This is a genomic window from Methylobacterium thuringiense, from assembly GCF_022179645.1.
GTDB classification, from domain to species: Bacteria; Pseudomonadota; Alphaproteobacteria; order Rhizobiales; family Beijerinckiaceae; genus Methylobacterium; species Methylobacterium thuringiense.
On the sequence record NZ_BPRA01000012.1, the window covers coordinates 82,303 to 103,251 of the forward strand.

At 69.3% G+C, this 20,949-nt stretch carries 26 protein-coding genes; 15 read left to right on the plus strand and 11 right to left on the minus strand.

From position 1 onward, the window contains the following. The first annotated feature begins 112 nt into the window (after nt 1-112). The 5 genes from MFF07_RS14010 (at nt 113) to MFF07_RS14030 (ending at nt 5,481) form a co-directional block, all read left to right on the plus strand. Entirely contained in the window at nt 113-1,429 is a 1,317-nt protein-coding gene (locus MFF07_RS14010) for a murein hydrolase activator EnvC family protein (RefSeq protein WP_238232229.1), read from the plus strand. After that, entirely contained in the window at nt 1,429-2,751 is a 1,323-nt protein-coding gene (locus MFF07_RS14015; RefSeq protein ID WP_147814618.1) for a S41 family peptidase, read from the plus strand. The genes MFF07_RS14010 and MFF07_RS14015 overlap by 1 nt, the downstream gene beginning before the upstream one ends. Nucleotides 2,752-2,886: 135 nt before the next feature. Further along, nucleotides 2,887-4,116, plus strand: coding sequence for a divergent polysaccharide deacetylase family protein (locus tag MFF07_RS14020; protein WP_147814616.1), 1,230 nt, complete (start codon nt 2,887-2,889; stop codon nt 4,114-4,116). Between the two features lie 138 nt (nt 4,117-4,254). Beyond that, complete coding sequence (locus MFF07_RS14025) at nt 4,255-4,800, plus strand: RNA pyrophosphohydrolase (RefSeq protein WP_147814614.1); 546 nt, start codon at nt 4,255-4,257, stop codon at nt 4,798-4,800. 45 nt (nt 4,801-4,845) lie between these two features. Further along, nucleotides 4,846-5,481: a DUF2939 domain-containing protein gene (locus tag MFF07_RS14030; protein ID WP_147814612.1), complete on the plus strand. Its 636-nt coding sequence runs from the start codon at nt 4,846-4,848 to the stop codon at nt 5,479-5,481. A gap of 225 nt (nt 5,482-5,706) precedes the next feature. On the opposite strand, the gene MFF07_RS14035 is transcribed toward MFF07_RS14030, so the two are convergent. Continuing rightward, nucleotides 5,707-6,057: a photosystem reaction center subunit H gene (locus tag MFF07_RS14035; protein WP_147814611.1), complete on the minus strand. Its 351-nt coding sequence runs from the start codon at nt 6,055-6,057 to the stop codon at nt 5,707-5,709. Nucleotides 6,058-6,095: 38 nt separating this feature from the next. Then, nucleotides 6,096-6,530 (minus strand): response regulator, encoded by a 435-nt coding sequence (locus MFF07_RS14040; protein ID WP_147814610.1) that lies wholly within the window; start codon nt 6,528-6,530, stop codon nt 6,096-6,098. Between the two features lie 177 nt (nt 6,531-6,707). Between MFF07_RS14040 and MFF07_RS14045 the strand changes: the two genes are divergently transcribed. The 7 genes from MFF07_RS14045 (at nt 6,708) to MFF07_RS14075 (ending at nt 11,403) form a co-directional block, all read left to right on the plus strand. Continuing rightward, the gene (locus MFF07_RS14045; protein WP_147814609.1) at nt 6,708-7,391 is read left to right on the plus strand and encodes a YoaK family protein; all 684 of its coding nucleotides are present in this window, start codon (nt 6,708-6,710) and stop codon (nt 7,389-7,391) included. A gap of 31 nt (nt 7,392-7,422) precedes the next feature. Beyond that, a complete protein-coding gene (locus tag MFF07_RS14050; protein WP_147814608.1) occupies nt 7,423-8,430 on the plus strand; it encodes a WD40 repeat domain-containing protein in 1,008 nt (335 codons plus the stop codon). Between the two features lie 7 nt (nt 8,431-8,437). Next, nucleotides 8,438-8,716, plus strand: coding sequence for a hypothetical protein (locus MFF07_RS14055; RefSeq protein ID WP_147814607.1), 279 nt, complete (start codon nt 8,438-8,440; stop codon nt 8,714-8,716). A gap of 64 nt (nt 8,717-8,780) precedes the next feature. Continuing rightward, a complete protein-coding gene (locus tag MFF07_RS14060) occupies nt 8,781-9,311 on the plus strand; it encodes a DUF2937 family protein (RefSeq protein ID WP_147814606.1) in 531 nt (176 codons plus the stop codon). A gap of 127 nt (nt 9,312-9,438) precedes the next feature. Next, nucleotides 9,439-10,665, plus strand: coding sequence for a peptide ABC transporter permease (locus MFF07_RS14065; RefSeq protein WP_147814695.1), 1,227 nt, complete (start codon nt 9,439-9,441; stop codon nt 10,663-10,665). A 107-nt stretch (nt 10,666-10,772) separates the two neighbouring features. Then, a complete protein-coding gene (locus MFF07_RS14070; protein WP_238232230.1) occupies nt 10,773-11,021 on the plus strand; it encodes an AbrB/MazE/SpoVT family DNA-binding domain-containing protein in 249 nt (82 codons plus the stop codon). Beyond that, nucleotides 11,014-11,403, plus strand: a complete 390-nt coding sequence (locus MFF07_RS14075) for a type II toxin-antitoxin system VapC family toxin (RefSeq protein ID WP_147814604.1) — start codon at nt 11,014-11,016, stop codon at nt 11,401-11,403. The genes MFF07_RS14070 and MFF07_RS14075 overlap by 8 nt, the downstream gene beginning before the upstream one ends. Here the strand turns inward: MFF07_RS14075 and MFF07_RS14080 are convergent, their stop codons facing one another. From MFF07_RS14080 to MFF07_RS14095, 4 genes are all read right to left on the minus strand, one after another. After that, nucleotides 11,404-11,823, minus strand: a complete 420-nt coding sequence (locus tag MFF07_RS14080; protein WP_147814603.1) for a metallopeptidase family protein — start codon at nt 11,821-11,823, stop codon at nt 11,404-11,406. Then, complete coding sequence (locus MFF07_RS14085) at nt 11,820-12,566, minus strand: pyrimidine 5'-nucleotidase (RefSeq protein ID WP_373322351.1); 747 nt, start codon at nt 12,564-12,566, stop codon at nt 11,820-11,822. The genes MFF07_RS14080 and MFF07_RS14085 overlap by 4 nt, the downstream gene beginning before the upstream one ends. A gap of 77 nt (nt 12,567-12,643) precedes the next feature. After that, on the minus strand, nt 12,644-13,540 hold the full coding sequence (gene argB, locus MFF07_RS14090) for an acetylglutamate kinase (protein ID WP_147814602.1): 897 nt from the start codon (nt 13,538-13,540) through the stop codon (nt 12,644-12,646). Nucleotides 13,541-13,663: 123 nt separating this feature from the next. Then, nucleotides 13,664-14,551: a cation diffusion facilitator family transporter gene (locus MFF07_RS14095; protein WP_238232231.1), complete on the minus strand. Its 888-nt coding sequence runs from the start codon at nt 14,549-14,551 to the stop codon at nt 13,664-13,666. 193 nt (nt 14,552-14,744) lie between these two features. Here MFF07_RS14095 and MFF07_RS14100 point away from each other — a divergent pair, with 193 nt between their 5' ends. Then, nucleotides 14,745-14,972 (plus strand): FmdB family zinc ribbon protein, encoded by a 228-nt coding sequence (locus tag MFF07_RS14100; protein WP_147814600.1) that lies wholly within the window; start codon nt 14,745-14,747, stop codon nt 14,970-14,972. Nucleotides 14,973-15,032: 60 nt separating this feature from the next. Here MFF07_RS14100 and MFF07_RS14105 read toward each other — a convergent pair whose 3' ends face one another. Continuing rightward, on the minus strand, nt 15,033-15,365 hold the full coding sequence (locus MFF07_RS14105; RefSeq protein ID WP_147814599.1) for a hypothetical protein: 333 nt from the start codon (nt 15,363-15,365) through the stop codon (nt 15,033-15,035). 9 nt (nt 15,366-15,374) lie between these two features. Beyond that, nucleotides 15,375-15,590: a hypothetical protein gene (locus tag MFF07_RS14110; protein WP_147814598.1), complete on the minus strand. Its 216-nt coding sequence runs from the start codon at nt 15,588-15,590 to the stop codon at nt 15,375-15,377. Between the two features lie 133 nt (nt 15,591-15,723). On the opposite strand from MFF07_RS14110, the gene queA reads away from it, so the two are divergent. Together queA and tgt are read left to right on the plus strand one after the other, a co-directional pair. Beyond that, a complete protein-coding gene (queA, locus tag MFF07_RS14115; RefSeq protein ID WP_147814597.1) occupies nt 15,724-16,812 on the plus strand; it encodes a tRNA preQ1(34) S-adenosylmethionine ribosyltransferase-isomerase QueA in 1,089 nt (362 codons plus the stop codon). Between the two features lie 210 nt (nt 16,813-17,022). Beyond that, nucleotides 17,023-18,162, plus strand: coding sequence for a tRNA guanosine(34) transglycosylase Tgt (gene tgt, locus MFF07_RS14120; protein ID WP_147814596.1), 1,140 nt, complete (start codon nt 17,023-17,025; stop codon nt 18,160-18,162). 4 nt (nt 18,163-18,166) lie between these two features. Here the strand turns inward: tgt and MFF07_RS14125 are convergent, their stop codons facing one another. The 3 genes from MFF07_RS14125 to MFF07_RS14135 form a co-directional block, all read right to left on the minus strand. Next, the gene (locus tag MFF07_RS14125; RefSeq protein ID WP_147814584.1) at nt 18,167-18,415 is read right to left on the minus strand and encodes a hypothetical protein; all 249 of its coding nucleotides are present in this window, start codon (nt 18,413-18,415) and stop codon (nt 18,167-18,169) included. 93 nt (nt 18,416-18,508) lie between these two features. Next, nucleotides 18,509-19,561, minus strand: coding sequence for a hypothetical protein (locus tag MFF07_RS14130; protein ID WP_238232232.1), 1,053 nt, complete (start codon nt 19,559-19,561; stop codon nt 18,509-18,511). Nucleotides 19,562-19,567: 6 nt separating this feature from the next. After that, on the minus strand, nt 19,568-20,896 hold the full coding sequence (locus tag MFF07_RS14135; RefSeq protein ID WP_147814570.1) for an NAD(P)/FAD-dependent oxidoreductase: 1,329 nt from the start codon (nt 20,894-20,896) through the stop codon (nt 19,568-19,570). Nucleotides 20,897-20,949 lie beyond the last annotated feature (53 nt).

Sequence of the window (20,949 nt, forward strand, 5' to 3'; positions counted from 1 at the left end):
GTTTTCCCTCTGGCCACGACAGCGCAGCGGGAGTTCTGTGAGGGACACCGAAATCCGAAGACGGCTGACGACGACGATGCAGCGACGGGCGCGCAGGACCGCGGGCTTGTGGATGGCCGCCTTCCTCGGGTTGGCCGTGCCGTCGCATGCCGAAGAGCCGAAGGACGCCGAGGCGATCCAACGCGCGACCGAGGAGAAGAACCGGCGCGCCGAGAGCCTCAAGCAGATCCAGGACGCGCTCACCGCCAGCACGGCGAACCGCGCGAGCCTCGAAACCGAGGTCGCGGCGATCGGCAACGACCGGGCGAAGCTGAACCTCGCGCTCCTCGACGCCGCCCGACAGGCCCAGGCGACCGAGGACCGGCTGACCCGGCTCGAGGAGCGCCTCAAGACGCTCGGCGACAGCGAAGGTGCGATCCGCCGATCGCTCGACGCGCGCCGGGGCGTCATCGCCGAGATCCTGGCCGCCCTCCAGCGCATGGGCCGGCGCCCGCCGCCGGCGGTGCTGGTGCGGCCGGAGGACGTGCTCGCCGTGATCCGGACCTCGATGATGCTCGGCGCGGTGGTGCCGGAACTGCGCGGCGAGGCCGAGACGCTCGCCGCAGACCTCACCGAATTGGTGCGTGTGCGCGGATTGATCGCGGCCGATCGCGAAAGCTTGAAGACCGACATCGCGGGCTGGGCCAAGGAGAAGCAGCGTCTCGACGCGCTGGTGGACGCCCGCCGCAAGCGCATGGCCGAGATCGAGGGCAACCTCGCTACCGAGCGCCAGCGCACCGCCGAACTCGGCAGCCAGGCCAAGACCCTCAAGGAACTCGTCGACCGCATGGAAGGCGAGGTCGCCTCCGCCCGGCGCGCCGCCGCGGAAGCCAAGGCCGCCGAGGAGCGGGAGGCCAAGGCGACGCAGGAGCGCTTCGCGGCGGCGGGTTTTCGCGATCCCGCCCGGCTCGCGCCGAAGGTGAAATTCGCGGATACGCGCGGCGAGCTGCCGAGGCCCGTCAGCGGAAACCTGATGCGCGGCTTCAACCAGCCCGACGGCAATGGCGGCACCATGCGTGGGGTGTCGTATATGACGCGGCCGAAAGCGAACGTCTCCTCGCCCGCGGACGGCTGGGTGTCGTATGCAGGCCCGTTCCGCTCCTACGGGCGACTCTTGATCATCAACGCGGGCGACGGCTACTATCTCTTGCTGGCAGGCATGGATCGGATCGACGTCGAGGTGGGTCAGTTCGTGCTCGCAGGAGAGCCGGTCGCTTCCATGGGCGAGGGCGGCGCAGGCACTCCGGTCGTAAATACGTCGCAAACTGCGTCATCGAAGGACGATGATCGGGGCGACCCAGTCTTATACGTCGAGTTCAGAAAAGACGGCGGCTCCATCGATCCGGAGCCTTGGTGGGCCAGAAGCCCCAGCGAGAAGGTTCGCGGATAATGCGCAAGGTGTCCCTCGTCCTGGTCGGCGCGTTTCTCGGCGCCGGCGTGTCCGCGGTGTCGACGCAGACCCATCTGCTCTCCGGAACGAGCGCGGTGGCGGCTTCGGCCGAGACCTACCGGCAGCTCAGCCTGTTCGGCGACGTCTTCGAGAAGGTGCGGACCGACTACGTCGAGAAGCCCGAGGAATCGAAGCTGATCGAGACGGCGGTCAACGGCATGCTGACCTCCCTCGATCCGCATTCGAGCTACATGGACGCGAAGGCGTTCCGCGACATGCAGACCACCACGCGCGGTGAGTTCGGCGGTCTCGGCATCGAGGTCACGATGGAGGACGGCCTGATCAAGGTGGTCTCGCCGATCGACGACACGCCCGCCTCGAAGGCCGGCCTGCTCGCCAACGACATCATCACGCAGATCGACGAGGATCAGGTCCAGGGCCTCACCCTGAACCAGGCCGTCGACAAGATGCGCGGCCCCGTGAACTCGCCGGTGAAGCTCAAGATCTCCCGCAAGGAGGCCAAGGAGCCGCTCGACGTCACGCTGAACCGCGACATCATCAAGATCCGGCCCGTGCGCTCGAAGGTCGAGTCGAACGATGTCGGCTACGTCCGCCTGACCCAGTTCAACGAGCAGACCTTCGACGGCCTCAAGACTGCGATCGACAAGCTCCAGACCGATATCGGCAACGACAAGCTCAAGGGCTACGTGCTCGACCTGCGCAACAACCCGGGCGGCCTGCTCGACCAGGCGGTGATGGTGTCGGACGCCTTCCTCGACCGCGGCGAGATCGTCTCGACCCGCGGCCGCAACCCGGACGAGACCCAGCGCTTCTCGGCCAAGGTCGGCGACCTCGCCAAGGGCAAGCCGATCGTGGTGCTGGTCAACGGCGGCGCGGCCTCGGCCTCCGAGATCGTCGCCGGCGCCCTGCAGGATCACAAGCGCGCGACCATCATGGGCACGCGCTCCTTCGGCAAGGGCTCGGTGCAGTCGATCATCCCGCTCGGTGGCCAGGGCGCGCTCCGCCTGACCACGGCGCGCTACTACACGCCGTCGGGCCGCTCGATTCAGGCGAAGGGCATCGAGCCGGATCAGGAGATCCTGCAGGAGGTGCCGGACGACCTGAAGGGCAAGGACGAGACCAAGGGCGAGGCCGGCCTGAAGGGCCACCTCAAGCAGAAGGACGTCGAGGAGCGCGGCGGTTCGTCGGCCTACATCCCGCCGGATCCGGCCAAGGACAAGCAGCTCATCGCCGCCGTCGACTTCCTGCACGGCATCCAGAAGGGCGCCGCCAACGTGACGAAGCCCTCGACCCCGAACTAAGCCGATTCCTGCGGCTTTCGGGCCGCGGATTAGCGAAGCGTTAACCATGACGGCCCGCAATGTCGGTTAAGACCGATGCTGCGGGCCGTCTCGCGTCCGAGGCGTCCCGTCGCTGCCCTTGGCATTGGGACCCCGGTGAGCGAGCCCTCCGACGATATCCTGACCCGTCCGCTCGGCATCGACGCGCCGAAGCCGAGCCGCCTCGCGGTGCTGCGTCCCTACGTGCGCTACGTCGCGCCGGGACTGGGCGGCGTCGCCGTGCTCGGCATCGGACTCCTCACCCTGACCGGCGACCCGCATGGCGGCGAGCCGCGCGCCGTCGCGATGATCGCCGTCCGCGAATCCGCACCGCAGGCGCGGGCCGGCGCCCCTGCCGCGGCGGCGGAGGCGCAGCCGGATGCACCGGCCGCGCCGCCCTCACTGCAGAGTTCGGCAGGCGACGTCGAAAGGGCCTCCGGTGTCACGGTCACCCGCCCCGCCGGCACGGCTGCGCCCGAGGAAGCGGTGATCATCCGCGTGCCGGCGCCGGATTCCACCCGACTTGCCGCGGCTCCCGATCCGCGCCTGACCGAGCGCGGCCGGCACGGCGTCATGCCGCGACTCGGGGAGGGGCGTCTGCGCGCCCTGGACGCCTATGCCCGCCCCGACGACGGCTCCGGCAGCGCCCGCATCGCCATCCTCGTCTCGGGCATCGGCACGGGCCAGGCTGCGACGGCCGCCGCCATCGCGCGCCTGCCGCCCGCGATCAGCCTCGCCCTGTCGCCCTATGCCGCGGACCTGGAAAAGACCGCCGCCCGAGCCCGCGACGCCGGTCACGAGATCCTGCTCCAGGCCCCGATGGAGCCCTTCGACTATCCCGACAGCGACCCCGGCCCGCAGACGCTGCTGACCTCCTCACGGCCGGCCGAGAACTTCGATCGCCTCGCCTGGGCGATGAGCCGGTTCCCCGGCTTCGTCGGCCTCGTGAACTTCATGGGCGGCAAATTGCTCAGCGATCAGGCCTCCCTGGAGCCGATCCTGAAGGAGATCGGCGGCCGCGGCCTCGGCTTCGTCGACGACGGCGCCTCGCAGGGCTCGAAGGCGGCGGCGAGCGCCCTCAAGCTCAAGGTCCCCGCCGCCCGCGCCGAGATCGTGCTCGACGCCATGGCGCGTCCCGAGGCGATCGACCGGGAGCTGGCGCGGCTCGAGGCGCAGGCAAAGAAGAACGGCTTCGCCCTGGCCTCGGCCAGCGCGCAGCAGCTCTCCATCGATCGCATCGCCCGCTGGGCCCGCGACCTCGAAGCGCGCGGCATCCGCCTCGTCCCGGTGAGCGCGGCCCTGCGCGGACAGCCGCGCGCGGCCAAGGTCTCGGTCGCCGACCATTGACCGGTTCGAGGAAGCCGCTCGCGGGCGAGGGTGTCGCCGGGCGGACGCCGCAAGCGCGGGGCATCGTCCGCACATCGGAACATTCGCCGGTCCTCAAGATTGCGGCCGGGCAAGTGCACGTCCTATGGTCGTGACGTCATGACCCTGTCCTCACCCGATACCCGCGACCGGCACGAGCCTGCGTATCGTCCCTGCGTCGGGATCGCCTTGTTCAACCGCGACGGGCTCGTCTTCCTCGGCCGGCGGCGGGGCGGCGGCGGGGCGATCGCGCCGGCCCATTCTTGGCAGATGCCGCAGGGCGGGATCGACGCCGGCGAGGCGCCCCTCGATGCGGCCCTGCGCGAGCTGCACGAGGAGACGAACGTGTCGGCCGGCTCGGTGACGCTGCTCGGCCGGACCGAGGGCTGGCTCACCTACGATCTTCCGCCCGATCTCCTGAAGCGCGCGTGGAAGGGTCGCTACCGCGGCCAGACCCAGAAATGGTTCGCCTTCGGCTTCACCGGAGCCGACGAGGAGATCAACATCGAGCGGCCGGCCGGCGGCACGCAGAAGCCGGAATTCGATCGCTGGCGCTGGGAGGCACTCGCCGCGACGCCCGAGTTGATCGTTCCCTTCAAGCGGCCGGTCTACGAGAGCGTGGTCGCGGCCTTCGCCGGCCATGCGGCATGGCGGGGGCCGGCGTGAGCCCATGCCCGACCCGCCCGCCTGCCACCTGACACGGGCCGACACATGCGCTGTTGGTTGATCCCGATCGTGTTGGCGCTCGGCTGGTTCGCGTACACGCTGACCCCGCTCTGGGCCCTCTACGAGCTCGCCCGCGCGGTCCAGGCGGGCGACACGGCCTATGTCGAGAACCACGTCAATTTCCGCACGCTGCGGGTCTCGCTGACCCGGCAGCTCGCCGCAGCGGTGAAGTCCGGCAGCAGCGAGTTCGAGGCGCGCGACCGCCAGCGCATCGTCGATGCGGCCACGGCACTGGCGCTGCCGCTCGCCGAAGCGCTCGTCACGCCGCAGACCACCGTCGACCTCCTCGACGACGGCTGGCCGCAGGGCCTCGACCTGCCGAACCCGCCGGCTCTTCTCGCCTCGCAAGGCCTGCGCGTCGAGAAACTCGGCCGGCTCGGCGCGTTCTACACGGCCTCGGAGCTGCGAGGCTTCCGCACGGTGGTGATCGCCGTACCACCCGACCGGCCGGGCCCCGACCAGTTCAAGATCAGGATGCGGCTGCGCAACTGGTCGTGGCGGCTGATCGAGGTGGAGCTGTCGGAGACACTGCGCGCCCGCATCGTCGCCAGGATTTCGCGTTCGGCGAAGCGGAGCGGGGATCAGGGGGCGGAGACGCCTGCCCTAAGGTCCGGCGACTGAACCTTGAAGGTTTGAGCCAGGTCCTCCGCCCTTTCCCGGACGCCTGGACCATCAGCGGAATGTGATCCAGGATCCAGCGCAAGCAGTCGCCGCGTAGCGGCGCCGCTTTCTGCTGCCGGGAAAAGATACACGGACGCTTCGCGAAGACTTTCCGACCCGATCCCGGATCGCAGTCCGCTGCGTTTCATGCGTCCGGGAAAGCGGTTTACATCGAGATGAGCGTTGCTACTTCGCCTTCGCGGGCGCCTTCGGCTCGCGGGCCTCTTCGATCTCTTCGGCCTTTTCCTCGTCGGTGTCGCCGCCGCGCTCGATCGTCTTCACCGGGTGCGCGGTGAGTTGCTTCAGGATGACCACGAGGCGCTCGCATTCCGGTTCGAACTTGAAGGCGTCGAGCACGATCGCGGCGTCCCGCAGCGTGCGCAGGTCGCGCACGGTCTGCTCGTTGGCCGATTTCTGCAGTTCCTTCTTGTCCGCGATCTCGTCTTCGAGCTTCAGCCCCTTCACGTCGCAGGCGGCGGAGGCGGCAACGCCGCTTGCCAGCAGGATCGCGAGGGCGGTCGAAAGCGCTGAGCGCATCGGAAAGTGTCCTGGGTTTCGGCGCGAGCGCGGCGCGCTCACGCGTGGTGGGGGCTGGGGAACCGGCGCAGGATGTCGTTGGTGAGCGCGACGATGTCGCTCGGGAGATAAGGCTTCGGCACGAAGACCGAGTCGCACACCGCTTCGCTCGGCGACAGGCCGCCGCAGCCACCCGACGTATAGACCACGGGCAAGTCGGGGTGCTGGCAGCGCGCGCGGTGGGCGAGCACGAGGCCGTTCGTGTTGCGGGCCAGATCGATATCGGTGAAGAGCAGGTCGACCCGCTCGTGCGCGAGGATCTCCTCCGCCTCCATCGCGTCGGCGGCGGTGAGCACGCGGTAGCCCTCGTCGTGCAGGGCTTCGGCGGTGAGTTCGCAGACCATGAATTCATCCTCGACGACGAGGACGACGCGATCCGCCAGCCCGTCGAGACGGAAGGCGGGGGCGGCGGGGAAACAGGCGAAAGGCAGCATGAGGGTACTCCAACTCACCCGAAAGCCTGCAACGGCAAAGCTTTCAGATCGCCGGACCAACGGCTCCGCTTGCGCCGTCGTTCACCGTGATTCCCTCGATTTGCGCCGAACTGGTAACCGAATCGTTAACCTTTCGGGGCCGGACGTTAAGAACTGCATTCCACTGCGTGACACGCCGTGAGCCGGCCCGTTCTCCTCGGCTTCGGCCTGATGCTGACGGCACTCGCCGGGTTCGTCGACGCGATCGGATTCATCCGGCTCGGCGGCCTCTACACCTCGCTCATGAGCGGCAACACGACCCAGCTCGCCGTCGCGGTCGGCCATGGCGAGGGACACACGGCGCTGCTGCCCCTCCTGCTGATCCTCGCCTTCCTGGTCGGGTCAGTGACGGGCGGCGCCATCGCCGCCTTGGCGCCGGAGCGCTGGGCGACGCCGGCCATCCTCGCCTTCGAGGCAGTCGCGGTCGCCACCGCATTCGTCACGGCGCGCGAGAATCTGCAGCTCGGCACCGCCTCCCTGTTCCTGTCGCTCGCCATGGGCGCACAGAACGCCGTTCTGGCGCAGGTCCAGGGTTTTCGCGCCGGCACCACCTTCGTCACCGGGGCACTGTTCGCCTTCGGCCAGAAGGTCGCGCTGGCGCTGGCCGGGCGCGGTCCCCGCTTCGGCTGGGTCGGCGACGGCCTCGTCTGGCTGTCGCTGCTCGTCGGGGCGGTTGCCGGCACCCTCGCGCATATGCGACTCGGCATCGAAGCCCTCGCGGTCCCGGCCGGCATCACCGGAGTGTTGGCCCTGTGGGCCGGGCTCCACGCGCTCAGGACCGGCAAGCCGCCCGAAGCCATCGCCGCCAGACCCTCTCCCTGACCCTCTCGCCGTCTCGAAAAGGCCCGCGCGGATGAGTTCCAGCGTTCCCTCCCTCACCGACCACGTCGTGCCGCTCGCCGCCGGCTCGCACGTCGCCCTCGCGCACTGGCTCAAGGATACGCTGGCCCTGGCGATGGCCGAGGGCGGCGTCGTGCTGGCACGAGAGGGCGAGCAGCGGACCGTGACGCCACATGGCGAGGCCGGCATCCTCGTGGCCACCGGCGACGCACGCAGGCTCGTCACCGGCGGCGACGACGGCCGCGTGATGTCCGTCTCCGCCGATGGTTCGGTCGCCGAGGTTGCGGCGGCCAAGGGCGGTGCCTGGATCGACGCGCTGGCGTTGCACCCCGACGGAGGCATCGCCTACTCGGTCGGGAAGAACGTCGTATCGCGCGACGCCAAGGGCCGTGAACGGACGTTTGCCGCGCCGACGAGCGCCCGGGGGCTCGCTTTCGCCCCGAAGGGCTACCGGCTGGCGGTGGCTCACTACAACGGCGTCAGCCTCTGGTACCCGAATCTCGAGACGCCGGCGGAACTCGTCGAATGGAAGGGCTCGCATCTCGACGTGACCTGGTCGCCGGACGGGCGCTTCGTCATCACCACGATGCAGGAAAACGCCCTGCACGGCTGGCGCCTCCAGCCCGACCGCGGCCACATGCGGATGTCCGGCTATCCGGCCAAGATCCGCTCTACCGCCTGGTCGCATGACGGCGACTGGCTGGCGACGAGCGGCGCCGAGGCGGCCATCGTCTGGCCCTTCGACACGAAGGAGGGACCGACCGGCAAGGCGCCGCGCGAATGCGGCGTGCGCCCGGCCCGCGTCGCCCGCGTCGCCTTCCATCCCAAGGCCCTCGTGCTGGCGATCGGCTACGAGGATGGCGGCATCCTGCTCGTGCGCTTCGTCGACGCCGCCGAACTGCTGGTACGCCCGGCCGTGAAGGACAGCGCGATCACGGCGCTCGCCTGGGACGCCAGCGGCGGCCGCCTCGCCTTCGGCTGCGCCGACGGGCAGGCCGGCATCCTGACGCTGCCGCGCTGAGGCCGGGATGGCGCTGTTCGGATTCGGCCGGCCGCGTCCGGGAGACGCCGAACGACAGGCCGGGCGTGAGCGCGTCGCGGCCTGGGCGCGCGAGGCCGGCGGCTACGGCGAGGGCGTCGTGCTAAAGGTCAACGAAATCGTCTGCGCCGATCCGGCCTGTCCGGGTTTCGAGACGGTGATCCTGGTGATGGCGCCGGGCCAGCGCAGCGTCGCGCTCAAGATCGTAAAGCCGCTGGCCGATGTCACGCAGGACGACGTCGCGCGTGCGATCCGCGCCGACGGCTGACGATGGCGGCTGGAACAGGCGGCGCGCTCGTGCTCTTTTTATCGAACCCTTCAGGAGACGACCCGTGTTTCGTGTGATCCGCACGTTCGGCCTCGCGCTCGGCATCATCGGCGCGATCATCGCGGCGCAGGCGCCGGAATTCGCGCAGCAATACGCCCAGCGCCTCGGCGGCGCGATCGAGGAATTGCGGCGCCAGATCGCGACGCTCGACTCGGACGCGCTGGCCACCGGCAACACCCGCGAAAGCGCCATCGAAAACCTGCGCAGGAACGCCGACGCCCTGGTCGCCCGCCGCGGCGAGGCCGTGCGGGGCGACGTTGAGCGCTTCCAGGCCCTCGACGCGCAGAAGCAGGCGATCGACGCCGCCGCCTCGCCGCTGGGCAAGACCGTGGCCGTCGCCCGCAATCCCGACGTCGCCGTGGCGCGGGCCGCGTATCGCGATTATCAGCCGGCCGTGCCGACGACGACGGATGGGCTGATCGCCGGCCTCGTCGGCTTCCTCGCAGCCTGGGGCGGCTGGCGGGTGATCACCGATTTCGGGCGCAGCTTGAGCCGGCGGAGAAGACGTCCGGTGCCCGTGACGCGCGCAGTGTGACGGTCCGTCGGCGCGTGTCCATCGAGGCACAGGTGTTGCAGGAGCCCTACAGCGCTGCCGCGACGGCTGAACTAGGAGAAGCATGACGGCGCCTGTACCTGCGCGCCGCGCCGGTCCCGGTTCGAACATGGCGCGCGCGCCCACCACCACCGCCGACCCCGCTCTCGACGCCGCAGCGCTCCTGCGCCGCATCGGGTTCTTCACACTGTTCGTGATCGTGCCGGTGGCCGCCCAGGTCTCGCGCCGCGCCACCGTGGTGCTCGCGCCGATCACGGTGGCGCTCCTCATCATCGCCAGCGCCATCGACGGCAAGCAGCGGCCGCCCGGCGGCGGCATCTTCCGGCTGCTCCGCGCACCGGCCTTCCTCGCCGGCACGCTGGTGATCTTCTGGTCGGCGCTCTCGCTCGCCTGGACGCCGTTCCCCGGGCCGGCGACCGAACGCCTGGCCAACCTCGTCGCCACGATCGTGCTGACGCTCGCCGGCTACCTCGCCCTGCCGGACCGGATGCGCTCGGCCAACCTCTACCTTCTGCCGCTCGGCGTCGGCGCGGCGGCCATCGTCGCCATCCTGATCGGCCTGTTCGGCGACGCCATGATGAGCGACAACGGCGACGGCGACGGCGCGCTGGAACGCGGCTCGGTGCTGCTCGCGCTGCTCGCCTGGCCGGCCGTGGCCTGGCTGCGCTCGCGCCGGCGCGACACCGGAGCGCTCGCCACCGTGCTGCTCGTCGCCGGGGCGCTGCTGCTGGCACCCGGACTGACGCCGCTGCTGGCGCTGGGCGTCGGCGCGCTCGCCTTCGCCCTGACCAACGTCCGGCAGGCCCTCGGTGTGCGGGTGACGGCCCTGACCGCCGCGCTGCTGCTCGCCGCCGCTCCCCTGCTGCCCTTCCTGATCCGTCCGCTCGGCGCCGCCCTGTTCGGGGCGACCGCGCCGAGCGCGCTCTCGCTCAAGGTCTGGCAGAAGCTGGTGACAACCGAGCCGGTGCGCTTCATCACCGGGCATGGCCTCGAGACGGCTCTGCGCGGCCGCTTCGTCGGCCTGCTGCCTGCCAACGCACCGACCACGATGCTGTTCGAATTCTGGTACGAGCTCGGCATCGTCGGCGCCTTCGCCGCCGCCTTCGCCCTCTACGCCTCGATCCGCCGGGCCGGCCGCGACAGCTCGCTCCTGGTCCCCGGGTCCATCGCCGCCTTCGCCACCGTGTTTACCATCGGCTGCATCGGCGTCGGCCTCACCGCGATCTGGTGGCTGACGTCGATCGCCATCGCGGTGCTGGCCTTCGTGGCGATCGAGCGCGGGCAGTTCCGGTCGAGCCGGCCGAAGGCGAGCCTGTTAGTGAAGACGCAGGTGTGAGCGCCGGCCCGGCGCGGCTACCTCAAGAGCCTCATGAGACTGTCTTTCTGGCTTTCCAGCAAAGTGGTACAGATCTCCGCTCGCGGTGGTCTCACACGGTGGCCGGCATGGCAGCGCTCAAGGGCAAGATGGTCAAAGGCGGCCGCATCATCGTCCCAGCCACCGTTCGGAAGAGAATGGGCCTTACCGAGGGCGATGCCGTGTTCATGGAGCTGCATGGCGATGAGCTGCGCATCAGGCCGGCCCGCTCCACCCTTCGGCGTATCCAAGCCAAACTACGTGCTTTTGCACCCAAATCCGGTCTCGTTTCGGAGGAGCTGATCTTCGAGCGTCGTGCCGAGGCGGAACGTGAGTAAGGCTGACTTCGTCCTCGACGCCTCCGCTCTCCTCTGCATCCTTTTCGAAGAACCCGGTGCCGCCAGCGTGGAGGCGGTTCTCGATCGAGCTTGCATAAGCGCCGTCAACTACGCCGAAGTGGTCGCCAAGATGGTTGATCGCGGACAGATGGCCGAGGACGCCATCGCCGATCTGCGTGAGCTCTGCATCGTCGTCGAACCGTTCGACGGCTTGCAGGCCGGAACTTGCGGCGCGCTGCGTGCAGCAACGGGAACGGCAGGTCTTTCGCTCGGCGACAGGGCTTGTCTGGCACTCGCAGCAAGCACCAACGCTGTTGCGATTACTGCCGATCGCGCTTCGGCAAAGATTCAGATCGGCGTTCGGATCGAAGTCGTGCGCTGATCACGCCTCCGCCTGCGCCTCGATCCGCGCCATGTCCTCGTCCGACAGCCCGAAATGGTGGCCGATCTCGTGGACGAGGACGTGGGTGACGAGGTGACCGATGCTTTCGTCGTGCTCGGCCCAGTAGTCGAGGAGCGGCCGACGGTAGAGCCAGACGGCGTTGGGCATCTGGCCAGTCGTGGTTTCGCCAGCCTGCGCGAGGCCTGTACCGCGAAACAGGCCGAGCAGGTCGTATTCGGACTCGCACTCCATCTCGTCGAGGGTCGCGTCGTCGGGAAAGTCGTCGACATGGATGCGCACGCCCGCGCAGAGCCGCCGGAAGGCGTGCGGCAGCTGCGCGAAGGCGTCGAACGCGATGGCCTCGATCTCCGCGAGGGTCGGGGCGCGGTCTTGAAAACGATCTTGGGAGCGGTCGGTCACTGGCCCAGGGCCTCCGGCAGGACGCAAGCCTCGAGGAAGCCGGCGAGGTCGCTGGTGATGTGGTCGATATGCGGCTCCTGCACCGCCTCCTGCTCGAAGCGCTCGCGGAACGGATCAGGCACGGGCGGCACCACGAGCACCGTCGCCATGCCGAGATCGTGCGGCACCACGAGGTTGCGGGCGATGTCCTCGAACAGGGCGGAGCGCATCGGGTCGACGGTGTGCAGGCCGAGGAAGCGCTCGTAGGTCGAGCGCTCGGGCTTCGGCACGAAGCCGGCGGCCGCGATGTCGAAGACGTCCTCGAAATGATCGAGGATGCCGAGCTTGGCCGCCACGTTCTCGGCGTGCCGCCGCGAACCGTTGGTGAGGATGAGCTTTCGCCCGGGCAGGCGCTCGATGGCCGCACCCAATGCCACGTCGAGACGGATCGTCGAGTGGTCGATGTCGTGGGCGAAGTCGAGGAAGTGGTGCGGGTCGATCCCGTCCTCGACCATCAGCGCCTTCAGCGTCGTGCCGTAGCGGTGGTAGAAATGCTTCTGCAGGGCGCGAGCCGAGATCCCGTCGAGCCCGTAGAGCTGCATGACGTAGAGCGTGATCCGCTCGTCCACCTGCGGCCAGACCATCGCGTCGCTCGGATAGAGCGTGTTGTCGAGGTCGAACACCCAGGTGTCGACCCGGCCGAAGCCGCGGCTGTCGCTGGTGCCGAAGCTGGTTTTGCCCTGGACGGCCAAGAAACTCGTCATGCGCTGCCGAGGGAAGGGCGGCCGGATGGCCGCCCCGTAGGATAGGCGCGCGGAGGCGCCAAGGGAAACGCGGCGGCTTAGCCCCGCCGGATCAGCGTGCCGGCGCCGTAATCCGTGAACAGCTCCAGCAGCGCCGCATGCGGCACCTTTCCGTCGAGGATGACCACCGCCTCGACGCCCTGCTCCAGGGCGTAGATGCAGGTCTCGACCTTGGGGATCATGCCTGCGGTGATGGTGCCGTCGGCGATGAGCCGGCGGCAATCCTCCACCGAGAGCTCGGGGATCAGGTTCTTGTCCTTGTCGAGCACGCCCGGAACGTCGGTGAGCAGCAGCAGGCGCTTGGCCCGCAGCGCCCCGGCGATGGCGCCCGCGAAGGTGTCCGCGTTGACGTTGTAGGTCTTGCCGTCGGGACCGTAGGCGACGGGAGCGAGGACCGGGATCAGCTCGGCCTTCAGGACCGCGTCGAGCACGCCGCGCTCGACATGGTCGGGCTCGCCGACGAGGCCGAGATCGATCTCGGTCTCCGTGTCGGTCTCGGGATCGCGCATGGTGCGCGTGGCCCGCTTGGCGCGGACCATGTTGCCGTCCTTGCCGCACAGGCCGATGGCCCGGCCGCCCTCGGCCGAAATCCAGCCGACGATCTGCTTGTTGATCGAGCCGGCGAGAACCATCTCGACCACCTCGACGGTGGCCTCGTCGGTGACGCGGAGCCCGCCCTTGAACTCGGACTGGATGCCGAGCCGGTTCAGCATCCGGCCGATCTGCGGGCCGCCGCCGTGCACGACGATCGGCTTGAGGCCGGACTGCTCCAGCAGCACGATGTCCTCGGCGAAATCCTCGGCGGCTGCGGGATCCCCCATGGCATGCCCGCCATACTTGATGACTACGATCTCCTGATCGTAGCGCTGCATGTGGGGGAGGGCCTGGGTCAGGACCTCGGCGCGCACATGGACGTTCGGCAGCGGATCGGTCATCGCGGTCCTGTCGGCTCCGTGGCTGAGGGCTCTCGCGGCCGGGCTTCTAGCCCAGGCGTAGCGGGATGCGAAGCGGCGATGGGGCGAATTCGGCGCTGACGCCGCATGGCTGCGCCGTTCTGGTCAGATCACCGGCACGCCGCGCTGCTTGGCATGGTCGCCCGGTTCGACGTGGATCGTCACCACGGCGCCCTGGATCTCGCCCTCGATGGTCTCTTCCAGCCGATCGCAGATGGCGTGGGAATCGGCCACCGTCATCTCGCCCGGCACCACGAGGTGGAAATCGATGAAGGTGGCGCTGCCGGCGTGGCGCGTGCGCACGTCATGGGCCTCCAGCGCACCCTCGCTGTGATGCGAGATCAGGCGGCGCAGCTTCAGGACCAGTTCGGGCGAGGCGGCCTGATCCATGAGGCCGTTGAGCGAATCGCGCATCATCGTCCAACCCGACCACAGGATCTGCAGGGCGACGAGGCCCGCCACGAGCGGATCGATCACCAGAACGCCGGTGACGAGCACCAGAGCGAGGCCGACGACCACGCCGCATGACGTCACCACGTCGGCGATCACGTGACGGGCGTCTGCGACGAGGGCCGGCGAGCGCCAGGCGCGGCCGCGGCGCAGCAGCACCCAACCCCAGGCCGCGTTGATCGCCGTCGCCAGCCCGTTGACGGCGAGGCCGATCACCGGCGTGTCGAGGGGCTTGGGCGTGACGATGCCCTGGTAGGCCTCGCGCAGGATCAGCAGGGCGGCCACGATGATGAGCACGCCCTCGATCACCGCCGAGAAATACTCGGCCTTGTGGTGGCCGTAGGGATGATCGTCGTCCGCCGGGCGGGATGCCACGCGCAACGCCACGAAGGCGCAGATCGCGGCGACGACGTTGATGATGCTCTCCAGCGCGTCGGAATAGAGCGCGATGCTTCCGGTCAGCGAGAACGCACCGAATTTCAGCGCCATCACGAGGGCGCCGATGGCGGCGCTGAGCAAGGCGGCTTTCTCGGTGCGATTCATGGGGCGACCGGACGCTCGCGGATGGGACGGCAAGAAGCGCGGCCATAGCCGCGACCTCGCCCGAAGGCCACGGCACAGGTTTTAGCCGGGGCTATGGGCCTCCCGCTTGCCGCCGCGCTCGCGCGTGCCGATATCCTCGGTCGGGACGCCCCGACGGTCGTCCGGCACTACGGTTCGAGGAGAGGAAAGCGTCATGGCTCTGATCCAATGCACCGCTTGCGACCATCGCATCTCCGACAAGGCCGTCGCCTGCCCGTCCTGTGGACATCCGTCCGGACACGACCGTCAGGGCGCGTTGCGTGTCCTCGGTTCGGTCGCGGGGACCTACATCTCGTCGACGACCCTCGCGAGCCTGGCGCTCGGCGTGACGATGTTCGTCTGCACGGCCGCCGTGCTAATCACCCTGATCCTGCACAGTTAGTGAGGGGCGAGGATCTCGGTCGAGGGGATGCAGAGGACGCATCCCGCGTCGAGAACCCGCTCACATCCTCCGTGCCTTGAGCACCGCGTCGTCGCCGGGGTGAAACGACAATTCGATTTCCAGCACGCCGACCTCGTCGCCCTCGTCCGAGCCTGCAAAGGTGAAGGCGATGTCGTCGGGGCCGGCGAAGCGGATATCGGTAGCGTAGGTCACGACGCCGAAGCAGGATTCGCCGAGGCCGTTCGCCGGAATCGTCATCGTGGCCGGGTCGACCATGTCGAGATAATCCGTGTTCCAAAGGTCGGATTCATAGATCCGCCACGTGCCGATCAGCCGGCTCTCGCTCGCCGCATCCTTACGGACTCCGCCGCGTCGCTTCTTCGGAGGCGTCATCGTGCCACCTCAGGCTGAACCCACGCCGCGCCCCCGTGCGGCCTCCCGCGTGCGGCTCGTATCGGCGAGCGAGCGGGCACGCTCGGCCCTGCGGGCGTAGCTGCGGGCCATCCACTTGAACGACGCGCGCTTCGCCAGATCGTCGAACCGGGCGGCCTCGCGCTCCCAGTAGACGACGAGCTGGCCGTCGAGGGTGACACGGTTGAGGCCGGTAACATCGCTCATGCCGCGATCCTTGTCCGCGGTCCGGGCAAGATCGACCGGGACCGGATAGCGAACGGGGCCGCAAGGCCGCGGTTCCGCGCGCCGCCGCGGCCGACATTTGATTCATCCCGGCGTTCCGTGCTGTTGGCGCGCGATGCGTGTGGACCTGTTCGATTTCGACCTGCCGGAGGCCTCGATAGCCCTGCGACCGGCCAGCCCGCGCGATGCCGGGCGGCTGCTCGTGGTGCGGCCGGGCGAACCGTTCTCGGATCGCGGCGTGCGCGACCTCGCCGGCCTGCTGCGGGCGGGCGACGCCCTCGTCTTCAACGACACCCGCGTGATCCCGGCCCGCCTCACCGGAATCCGGCACCGGCCGGGCGCACCGGGTCAACGCGTCGAGGCGATGCTGCACCTGCGCGAGGCCCCCGACCGCTGGCGCGCCTTCGCCCGGCCGGGCAAGCGCCTCGCCCCAGGCGATCTCTTGCGGTTCGGCGACGACGCGGGCGCCAGCGGTACCTGCGAACTCGGCCGGCTCGACGCCACCATCGAGAGCAAGGGGGAGGGCGGCGAGATCACGCTCCGCTTCGACCTCTCCGGCCCGGCGCTCGACGAGGCCATCATGGCGCAAGGCGCCCTGCCGCTGCCCCCCTACATCGCGGGAAAGCGCCCTACGGACGACCGCGACGCCACCGACTACCAGACGATCTACGCCCGCGAGCCCGGCGCGGTGGCGGCCCCCACCGCCGGCCTGCATTTTTCGCAAGCGATGCTGACCGAACTCGACGCAGCGGGCATCCGGCGGCACGCCGTCACGCTGCATGTCGGCGCCGGCACGTTTCTCCCGGTCAAGGCCGAGGACACCGACGCGCACCGGATGCATGCCGAGATCGGCATACTCGATGCCGGGACGGCCGAGGCGCTGAACCGCACGCGTGCGGAGGGTGGCCGCATCGTCGCCGTGGGCACCACCGCGCTGCGGCTCCTAGAGAGCGCGGCGGATGCGGACGGCACCATCCGCCCCTTCGCCGGGCCCACCGAGATCTTCATCACGCCAGGCTACCGCTTCCGCGCGGTCGACGCGCTGATGACGAATTTCCACCTGCCGCGCTCGACCCTGTTCATGCTGGTCTCGGCGTTTTCGGGGCTCGACACGATGCGGGCGGCCTATGCCCATGCGATCGGCGAGGGGTACCGCTTCTACTCGTACGGCGATTCGAGCCTGCTGTTTCCGGCCTCGGTCTGATAGGGCTCCCTTACCGATCACACCACGCGAAAAGCCCTCTCCCCTCTGCGGGAGAGGGTGGCCCTCGCGTCAGCGAGGGTCGGGAGAGGGGAGCGACGCTTCAGGAGAGGGCGCTCCCCTCTCCCGACCCGCTTCGCGGGCCACCCTCCCCCGCAGAGGGGGGAGGGGTATCCGGCACCGCTTGCGACCCATTGGTAGACGCTCGAACGCATGCCCCAGCCGACCGATTTCAGCTTCTCCGTCCACGCCACCGACGGCGCCGCCCGAACCGGTGCCATCTCGATGCCGCGTGGAAAAATCCGCACGCCCGCCTTCATGCCGGTCGGCACGGCGGCGACAGTCAAGGCGATGTATCCAGAGCAGGTGCGCGACCTCGGGGCCAACGTGGTGCTCGGCAACACCTATCACCTGATGCTGCGGCCGGGCGCGGAGCGGATGGAGCGGCTCGGCGGGCTGCATCGGTTCATGCGCTGGGACGGGCCGATCCTCACCGATTCCGGCGGCTTTCAGGTGATGTCGCTGTCGGCGCTCAGAAAGCTCGACGAGAAGGGCGTGACCTTCCGCTCGCATATCGACGGCACCGCGCATCACATGAGCCCGGAGCGCTCCATCGAGATCCAGGGCCTGCTCGGCTCCGACATCCAGATGCAGCTCGACGAATGCGTGCGCCTGCCGGCCGAGCGCGAGGCGATCGAGAAGGCAATGCGGCTATCGCTGCGCTGGGCCGAGCGCTGCCGCGTCACGTTCGGAGAGCAGCCGGGCAAGGCCCTGTTCGGGATCGTGCAGGGCGGCGACATCCCGGACTTGCGCATCGAGAGCGCCAGGGCGCTCGCCGATCTCGACCTCAAGGGCTACGCCATCGGCGGCCTCGCGGTGGGCGAGCCGCAGGCAGTGATGCTCGCGATGATCGAGACGGTGGAGCCGCACCTGCCGGCGGCCAAACCCCGTTACCTGATGGGCGTCGGCACACCGGACGACCTGATGCAGGCGGTCTCGCGCGGCATCGACATGTTCGATTGCGTGATGCCGACCCGTGCCGGCCGCCACGGACTCGCCTATACCCGCCACGGGCGGATCAACCTCCGCAACGCCCGCCACGCCGAGGACACGCGGCCGCTCGACGAGCAATCGGCCTGCGCGGCGACCCGTGACTACTCCCGCGCCTATCTCCACCACCTCGTCCGCTCGGATGAGATCCTGGGCATGATGCTCCTGACTTGGAACAATCTCGCCTACTATCAGGAGCTCATGGCCGGGATGCGCGCTGCGATCTCGGCCGGCCGGCTGGCGGATTTCATCGGTGAGACGAAGGCCGAATGGGCGCGGGCCGAGGCCGAACGCGCCGCGTGAGGCCTCAGCCCCGCTTCTGCGCCTTCGTGTAGCTGGCGATGGCGGCCCGGCAATCGGGGGAAAGCTTGGCCTTGTTCTGTTTGAAGCAGGCCTTCACCTCGGGTGTATCGGCGGCGTAATCGCTGCAATAGCTCAGGTAATCGCCGGTGCAGTACTGCCGCAGGGCTTCGCGGTCCGGGGCGGGCGTGGCGGCCGGCGCCGCTAGGGCGGCCGTGGCCGTTGCGAGCAGGGCGAAGGAAACGCGGACCAACATCTATCAGGCTCTCTAGCGTCCCGGTCTGGCCGGGCAGGCGGCGTAGACCAAGCGAGTTGGACGAGAGTGCGACGAACACATGATGGCGCCCCGTCAATGAGGCGTCAGGACTTTGTAGAAGCCCGCCGCATCGTCCCGACCGTCGCTCTCGGCCGCCTTCAGCCCCTCGACGATTCTTTTCGCGATCGGCAAGCGGTAGTGCAGGGCGTCCCAGTAGTTCGTGTCGTCACGCGTGACAGGCGAGGGGATCCGGAAATCGATCACGGTGGCGCCGCGCTCCGCTCCGATCCGCGCCACCAACCCCTTGCAGGCGCTTTCGCGCGCGCCCTGGGCCGTGTCAGGCCGCGCCTGAGCCGCGAGGTTCACCGGCATGAAGGCGACGAGCTTGAGAGCGCTCGCAGGCGTTTTTTCCAGTAATCCGTCGAGCCAGGCGAGCGCGGGCATCGGGCCGTCCGACGCCGACGCCTCGGTCTCGGAGGCATCCGTGTCGTCGAGCGCCGTCGCACCGGAATGGATATGCGCTGCTGCTCTCGGCGCGTCGTAGCTCCACTCGGGCGGGGTGAACACCGCGAAGCCGTCGCCGCGGATCCGTTCCGGCGCGAGGCCGAGGCGGTGCAGCAGCACGCCGCCCGCGATGGTGAGGCTGCGCCAATTCACCTGCCGCAGGACCGCACCGTTCGCCGCCTCCTCGTAGAGCCAGGACGGGAAGGGCCGGAAGGTCAGGCGCCGTCGGTCCGCATCGGCCTCGCACCAGGTCACGTCGAGGGCGAAGATCATCGCCTTGGCCTCGACGTGGCGCAGGAACAGCCCGGCGAGTTCGCTCTGCTCGTAGGGCGTCGCGGCGTTCATCGCGAGGTTGGCGAAGCGGGCACCGAAGGCTCGATCGAGATCGCGCGGGTCGAGGAGCCGGGCCGTCGAGGTGCCGATCACGGCGGCGTCGTAGCCCCCGGAGCGCGCGACCTGCGGATAGAGGAAGCGCTGGTTCGAATCCATCAGCGGCCCCGGCGGACGGCCGGGTACCGCGCGCAGCCCGTAGGGGTCGAGCGCGGCGACGAAGCCGATCGCGGCGAGGCCGAGCAGGACGGCGGTCGCGGCAAAGCCCGTGCCGAAGCGACCCCACGCCGCTTCGTTGCCCGGCCCGGACACCGCGCCTCAGTGCAGCTTCACCCGCGCCACGCCCCGGCGGGTGAGCGCGCGGGCGAGGGCATCCAGGCCGGTCTTGATCATGCCGTTCACCGCCATCTCGTGCATCTTGTAGAGCGAGCGGTACATCACGCGGGCGAACAGCCCGGCGATGAACATGTTCTTCCCCTGGATGAAGCCCATCAGGTTGCCGACCGTGGTGTAGTGGCCGAGCGAGACCAGCGAGCCGAAGTCGCGATACTTAAACGGCGTCGCGGTCTTGCCGGCGAGCCGGGCGACGATCTGCTTGTAGAGATACGCGGCCTGCTGGTGCGCAGCCTGGGCGCGGGGCGGGATCGGCGTGTCCGAGCCCTGCTCGACGAGGTAGGCGCAGTCGCCCATGGCGTAGATGCTCGGATCGCGCGTGGTCTGCAGCATCGGGGTGACGACAAGCTGATTGCTGCGCGTGGTCTCAAGGCCGCCGACACCCTGCAGGAAGGGCGGCGCCTTCACGCCGGCCGCCCAGACGACGAGCTCGGAGGGGATGAAGCCCCCGTCGGCGAGCTGCACACCCTCGGCGTTCACTTCCGTGACCCGCGATTTCACGCGGACCTCGACGCCGATCTTCGAGAGCAGCGTCATCACCTCGCCCGACAGCCGCGCGGGCACGGCCGGCAGGATGCGGTCCGCCGCCTCCACCAGGGTGATCTTGAGGTCTTTCGACGGGTCGATCTTGTCGAGGCCGGTCTTGGCGACCTCACGGGTGGTACGATGGAGCTCGGCCGCAAGCTCGGTGCCGGTGGCGCCGGCACCGATCACGGTGACATGGAGCTGGCCGGCGCGGACCGGGCCGACCTGGGTGTGGGCCCGCAACATGCCGTTGACGAGACGCTGGTGGAACCGCACCGCCTGGTCCTGGGTGTCGAGGGCGATGGCGTGTTCCTTCACCCCCGGCGTGCCGAAATCGTTGGTGGTCGAGCCCACCGCCATCACCAGCGTGTCGTAGGGGATCTCGCGCACCGGCGTGATCTCGCGGCCCTCGCTGTCATGGCTGGCGGCGAGGTGGATCACCCGGCGCTCGCGGTCGAGGCCGGTCATCTCGCCGATGCGGTAGCGGAAATGATGCGCGTGGGCGTGATGGAGATAGTCGACCGCATGGTGGCCGACGTCGAGGCTGCCGGCGGCGACCTCGTGCAGCAGCGGCTTCCAGATGTGGGTCCGCGCCCGGTCGACCAGGGTGACGTGCGCCTTGCCCTTGCCGAGCTTGTGCCCGAGCTTGGTCACGAGTTCGAGGCCGGCCGCTCCGCCGCCGACCACGACGATCTTGTGCCGGTCCGTGACCGCTTCACCCGGAACCATTCCGCACCCCGTGCTTGAGCCGTCGGCCCTGCCGCCGCCATGCCCCATGGCGA